This is a genomic window from Photorhabdus khanii NC19 (assembly GCF_000517265.1).
GTDB classification, from domain to species: Bacteria; Pseudomonadota; Gammaproteobacteria; order Enterobacterales; family Enterobacteriaceae; genus Photorhabdus; species Photorhabdus khanii.
This window is the reverse complement of sequence record NZ_AYSJ01000013.1, coordinates 697,328-701,624: the sequence shown is the minus strand read 5'-3', so window position 1 is coordinate 701,624 and position 4,297 is coordinate 697,328. Positions and strand designations below refer to the sequence as shown.

The 4,297-nt window shown below is 39.8% G+C and carries 6 protein-coding genes and 1 pseudogene; 4 read left to right on the top strand and 3 right to left on the bottom strand.

Features of this window, described 5'->3' with window-relative positions; translation table 11 throughout:
• The 4 genes and pseudogenes from PTE_RS25815 to PTE_RS26605 all read left to right on the top strand — a co-directional run.
• A pseudogene (locus PTE_RS25815) lies at window positions 1-501 on the top strand (phage tail protein); the annotation flags it as partial.
• A 115-nt stretch (window positions 502-616) separates the two neighbouring features.
• Window positions 617-1,672: a sugar-transfer associated ATP-grasp domain-containing protein gene (locus tag PTE_RS15310; RefSeq protein WP_081738240.1), complete on the top strand. Its 1,056-nt coding sequence runs from the start codon at window positions 617-619 to the stop codon at window positions 1,670-1,672.
• A 65-nt stretch (window positions 1,673-1,737) separates the two neighbouring features.
• Window positions 1,738-2,579, top strand: a protein-coding gene (locus tag PTE_RS24645) for an IS5 family transposase (protein ID WP_110742926.1) whose coding sequence is annotated in 2 segments (ribosomal slippage) — window positions 1,738-2,080 and window positions 2,080-2,579 — 843 coding nt in all. Because the reading frame shifts where the segments join, the coding sequence is not laid out codon by codon here.
• A 152-nt stretch (window positions 2,580-2,731) separates the two neighbouring features.
• Complete coding sequence (locus PTE_RS26605) at window positions 2,732-2,935, top strand: tail fiber assembly protein (protein ID WP_280739723.1); 204 nt, start codon at window positions 2,732-2,734, stop codon at window positions 2,933-2,935.
• A gap of 31 nt (window positions 2,936-2,966) precedes the next feature.
• On the opposite strand, the gene PTE_RS23925 is transcribed toward PTE_RS26605, so the two are convergent.
• The 3 genes from PTE_RS23925 to PTE_RS24640 all read right to left on the bottom strand — a co-directional run.
• On the bottom strand, window positions 2,967-3,176 hold the full coding sequence (locus PTE_RS23925; protein WP_081738239.1) for a tail fiber assembly protein: 210 nt from the start codon (window positions 3,174-3,176) through the stop codon (window positions 2,967-2,969).
• A gap of 172 nt (window positions 3,177-3,348) precedes the next feature.
• A complete protein-coding gene (locus tag PTE_RS22915) occupies window positions 3,349-4,098 on the bottom strand; it encodes a hypothetical protein (protein ID WP_131601516.1) in 750 nt (249 codons plus the stop codon).
• A gap of 67 nt (window positions 4,099-4,165) precedes the next feature.
• Window positions 4,166-4,297: tail fiber protein (locus PTE_RS24640; protein WP_209435503.1), on the bottom strand; the 132-nt coding region annotated here is incomplete at its 5' end.

The window sequence follows — 4,297 nt, the reverse complement described above, 5'->3', positions numbered from 1 at the left end:
AAGGCGAATAATGCGGTGCCGGGCAGCCGGAAAGTGAACGGCAAGGCGTTGACCGGGGATATCAGTTTGGGGGCCGGGGATGTGGGGAGCTATGCTACATCCGAGAGTGATAGTAGGTATCAACTGCGCGGTAACTATCAACTTGCTGGGAATTACGCTGTTCGTGGAGATAGCTACACAAAATCGGAATCTGATAGTCGGTATCAGGTGCGAGGTGCCGCTCAGAGATGGAGAAAGATTGGTGATTTTGGGGGTGAGGCTTCTGACACAGAAATAACACTCAGTGAGAGTTGTTTAGGCAAATATTTATTCGTACGAAGATATAATAGAGGAAATAATTCAATGACAGGATTTCTAGTTCCTCCTATTCCAGGCATCCGATTTTGTGTTCCTATGGGGATTGAAGGTTCTTGGGACTTTATTGTTTCCCCTGATGGCAGACAGTTAAATATGGTGGGTAGTAACTATGGGGCTGCATCTGGTGTATATATGGTAGATTAACCCACTCATTAAGACTCCCTTAACATTAAGGAGTTAAGAGGGTTATTATTGAACATAAATTTTTTTTGGTATAATATCTAAGTTAAGATAAATTTACATTTAAATACTATGATATATGATAAAAGAAACCATACGCAGGAAAATTAAGAGATATTACAAACGCATTGTTTTTAATGAGTTTCATGAGTCTCATCAGGATCAGGCTTTACGTATTTTATCTGAAGTTGAAAATCAAAAAGGTAAGCTGAGTCCTGCCATAAAAAAGATATGTGATGAATATTCTATGGATGTTTTTAAATGGAGGGGTTATGCATCTTGGTTATATGTATACAGTTCAGTATCTGGTGAGTTTAAAGAAGGGTGGATACCAGATAATTATTACGGCAATGTTGTTATAAAAGAAATATCGGGTAGTTACTCCAGCACATCAGATTTAAAACCATTAAGTAGAACGATATTCAACACAGAAAGTATCCCTGACTTAATATATTCAACAAATGGATTATTAATCGAGCCAATAGGGAAAGGCATAATTAATATTAGTAAGGCGATGGAAATTTTATTCCAGAATAATGAGCAAGTAATTTTTAAACCGGATGAGTCCCAGCAGGGCGTTGGAATTGAATTCATTACAGAAAAAGATTTCAATAAGAAAAGGTTATTTTTGAATGGAGTATATCAAAGAATAATAATTCAGCATGATTTTTTTAACTCTATCAGTAATAAATCAGTTGCAACTTTAAGATTAACAACGGCCATTAATGATGAAGGACGATGTAATGTTAGGGCTGCATATTTGCGAGTGGGTCGAGATAGTGATACTCACGTTAAATCATCTAGTCACATTAGAATTCCGGTAAGTATTGATAGAGGAGAGTTATACCGTGATGGTTTTCTTCCCAACTGGAATACCATCAATAAACATCCTGACACTAATACTGAGTTTTGCGGTCTAATTCCTAACTTCAAAAAATGCTGTGATATAGTCATTCAACTGCATTTAAGATATCCGTTTGTTAAATGTATTGGTTGGGATTTGATTATTGATCAGAGTGGCAATGTGCAAATTATGGAATGGAATGCAGGACATAATGACATTAAATTTTCAGAAGCAACTCAAGGACCATGCTTCAATGATTTGAGATGGGAGAGGTTTGCACAGAATTACTAGACTGTGTCCCTTAATGTAAGTTGATAGTATTATCATCTAATTAGTTTCAATACTGGAAAAAGATGATGGCACGTTACGACATTCCTGATGACGCATGGATATTGATAGAACTGTATTTACCGCCCGTCCATTCAGCGCGAGCGGGACGACCCCATGTTGAACACCTCCGTGTGATGAACGGAATGTTTTGGGTTCTCTGTTCAGGGACTCCGTGGCGCGATTTACCTGAACGTTATGGCCCCTGGAAAACGGTTTATAACCGATTTAACCGCTGGTCAAAATCAGGCATTATCGACAAAATGTTTAACCACTTATTGTCCACTCTCGATGAAAAAGGCTTGATTGACTGGTCTGAGATTTGTCTGGATGGCAGTAATATTCGCGCCAGTAAAGATGCCGCAGGGGCGAAAAAAGACATCCTGATATCACTGACGATCATGCACTGGGTCGCTCATGCGGTGATTATGGCACCAAAATCCACCTAGCAACTGACGGAAAAGGTTTTCCCCTCAACGTGATTGTGACCGCTGGGCAGGTCCACGAAAGTCAATCCACCATTCCTTTGCTCGATGGCGTTGGTATACAACGTAAAAATGGTTTCATGAAACGGCGTGGCAAAGCGGTACTGGCAGATAAAGGCTATTCGGGGGGAAAACTCCGCGGTTATCTGCGTAAGCTGAGAATTAAAAGCATTATTCCGTATAAAATCAACGAAAAAGGAAGTGCAGAGGGTCGTACGCAATTTGATAAACAGGCGTATCGTGACCGCAATGTTGTCGAACGCTGCTTCGGTTTTCTTAAAAGCAATCGACGTATTGCAACACGTTACGAAAAAACAGCGCGAAACTATCTGTCGATGTTGAAATTAGGCTATATTAGGTTCTTTTACAGACGATTAAATAATTAAAGGATACAGCCAGCCTAACACAAGCACAGATTGAAATTACAGAAATCGGTGAATTGCCAAAAACTCTGACATTCAAAAAAACGGACACCGATTACGACAAGTGGAACGGTAAAGAGTGGGTTGTTGATAAGGACCTCTTAAAATCCCATTAAATCAACGATGCAAAGCAGCAACACTCAGCACTGTTACAACAAGCAAATAACACACTCTCATTGCTACAAGACTCTGTTGACTTAGAAGTCGCAACAGATTCAGAGAAAGCCGCTCTGTTAGAGTGGAAGAAATATCGGGTATTACTGAGTAGGGTAGATACCTCACAAGCGCCTGATGTTGAATGGTCGGAGGTACCGAAGTAAAATATTCAGAGGGCCAGCAATGGCCCTTTAATTACTCTGGCGTTTTAGACCATTGGATGTCGGGGGCAGTAGAGGTATCTACAGCTTGTATCTTTTGCGCATATAGCATCCATTCAATTAATTTTGCTTTGCCTTCATCAGTGATAATTCCCAACATAAGTTGAGTTCGCCGGATCTGTGTTTTCATGACCACCTCGGTTAATATATCTCCCCGCTCTTTCTCGCTGCAATTACGTGGTATTTATTAGATAGGAACATGAAACAATCTCTATTTTCGATTTTAAATTCATAATTACAAATCTCATCAAAAATTCCATTGCATTTAATACAATAAAAATCCCACCTACTTTTTGGCTCAGGGAATGTTTGAAAATGGTCTAAATTAATTTTATTGACAAAAATTTCCATTTTTATTACTCCAAAATATAAACTTTGACTGGTTGAACACCTCCCGCCCAGAATTCAATTTTACTACCATTCCCTGATACCCTCATCTCTGTTGAGTTATCCCCTCCAATAGCATAAATACCATCCCTGGACATACAGTAAAAAAAGAAAAAAATGCCATCTTCTCTCTCTAAAATTACCAGTTTACCCCAGATATTTTTTGCCAGATTTACTGGGGTTCTGGACGGTAACACTCCAGAATAAACAACAGTAAAAGATCGATCTTTTGGCTGATATCTTCCATCAGACTCCTGTTTTGTGTAGCTTTCTCCTCGAACGGAATAATTGCCTGTAGGCTGGTAATTCCCTTTTGGCTGATATTTATTATCAGATTCGGATTTATGGTATGCCCCCACATCCCCAGCAGAAGGCTTATTTTTTGTTGTATAGATATTAGTCCAATCTTCCTCGAACCCGTAACTATCGCGGGCAGAGCGATAAGCAATTCCAGAATTTCTGTTACCAACATGCAACTGAAATGCTGGACAACTCCCAATACCATCACTGAAATGAGCAATAAGCGCACTATAAGTAGAATAACTTAAGTTATATATTCCTGAAACAGCATTCCACGGAACACCATCTTTATAAGAATAACCCCCGCTACTACCTAATTTAAACGCCCCCACATCCCCGGCACTCAAACTGACATCCCCACTCAACGCCTTGTCATTAATTTTCCGGCTGCCCGGCACCGCATTCTTAGCTTGATCCACCGTTTCCACCAAACCAAGGTTTTCNATAACCCGTTNACTGACAGNATTNTNTGTCANCGNNANCCTGTTAAAGCAANNGGCTATTGGCATTATCTGTAGCCCTATTTGCTTCATCATGAGCGTTTTTAGCCTCTACATTTGCCGTATTGGCAAAATCATATGCGCCCTTAACTGCTTTAGGAGTCGCAGCTAAGGTAAA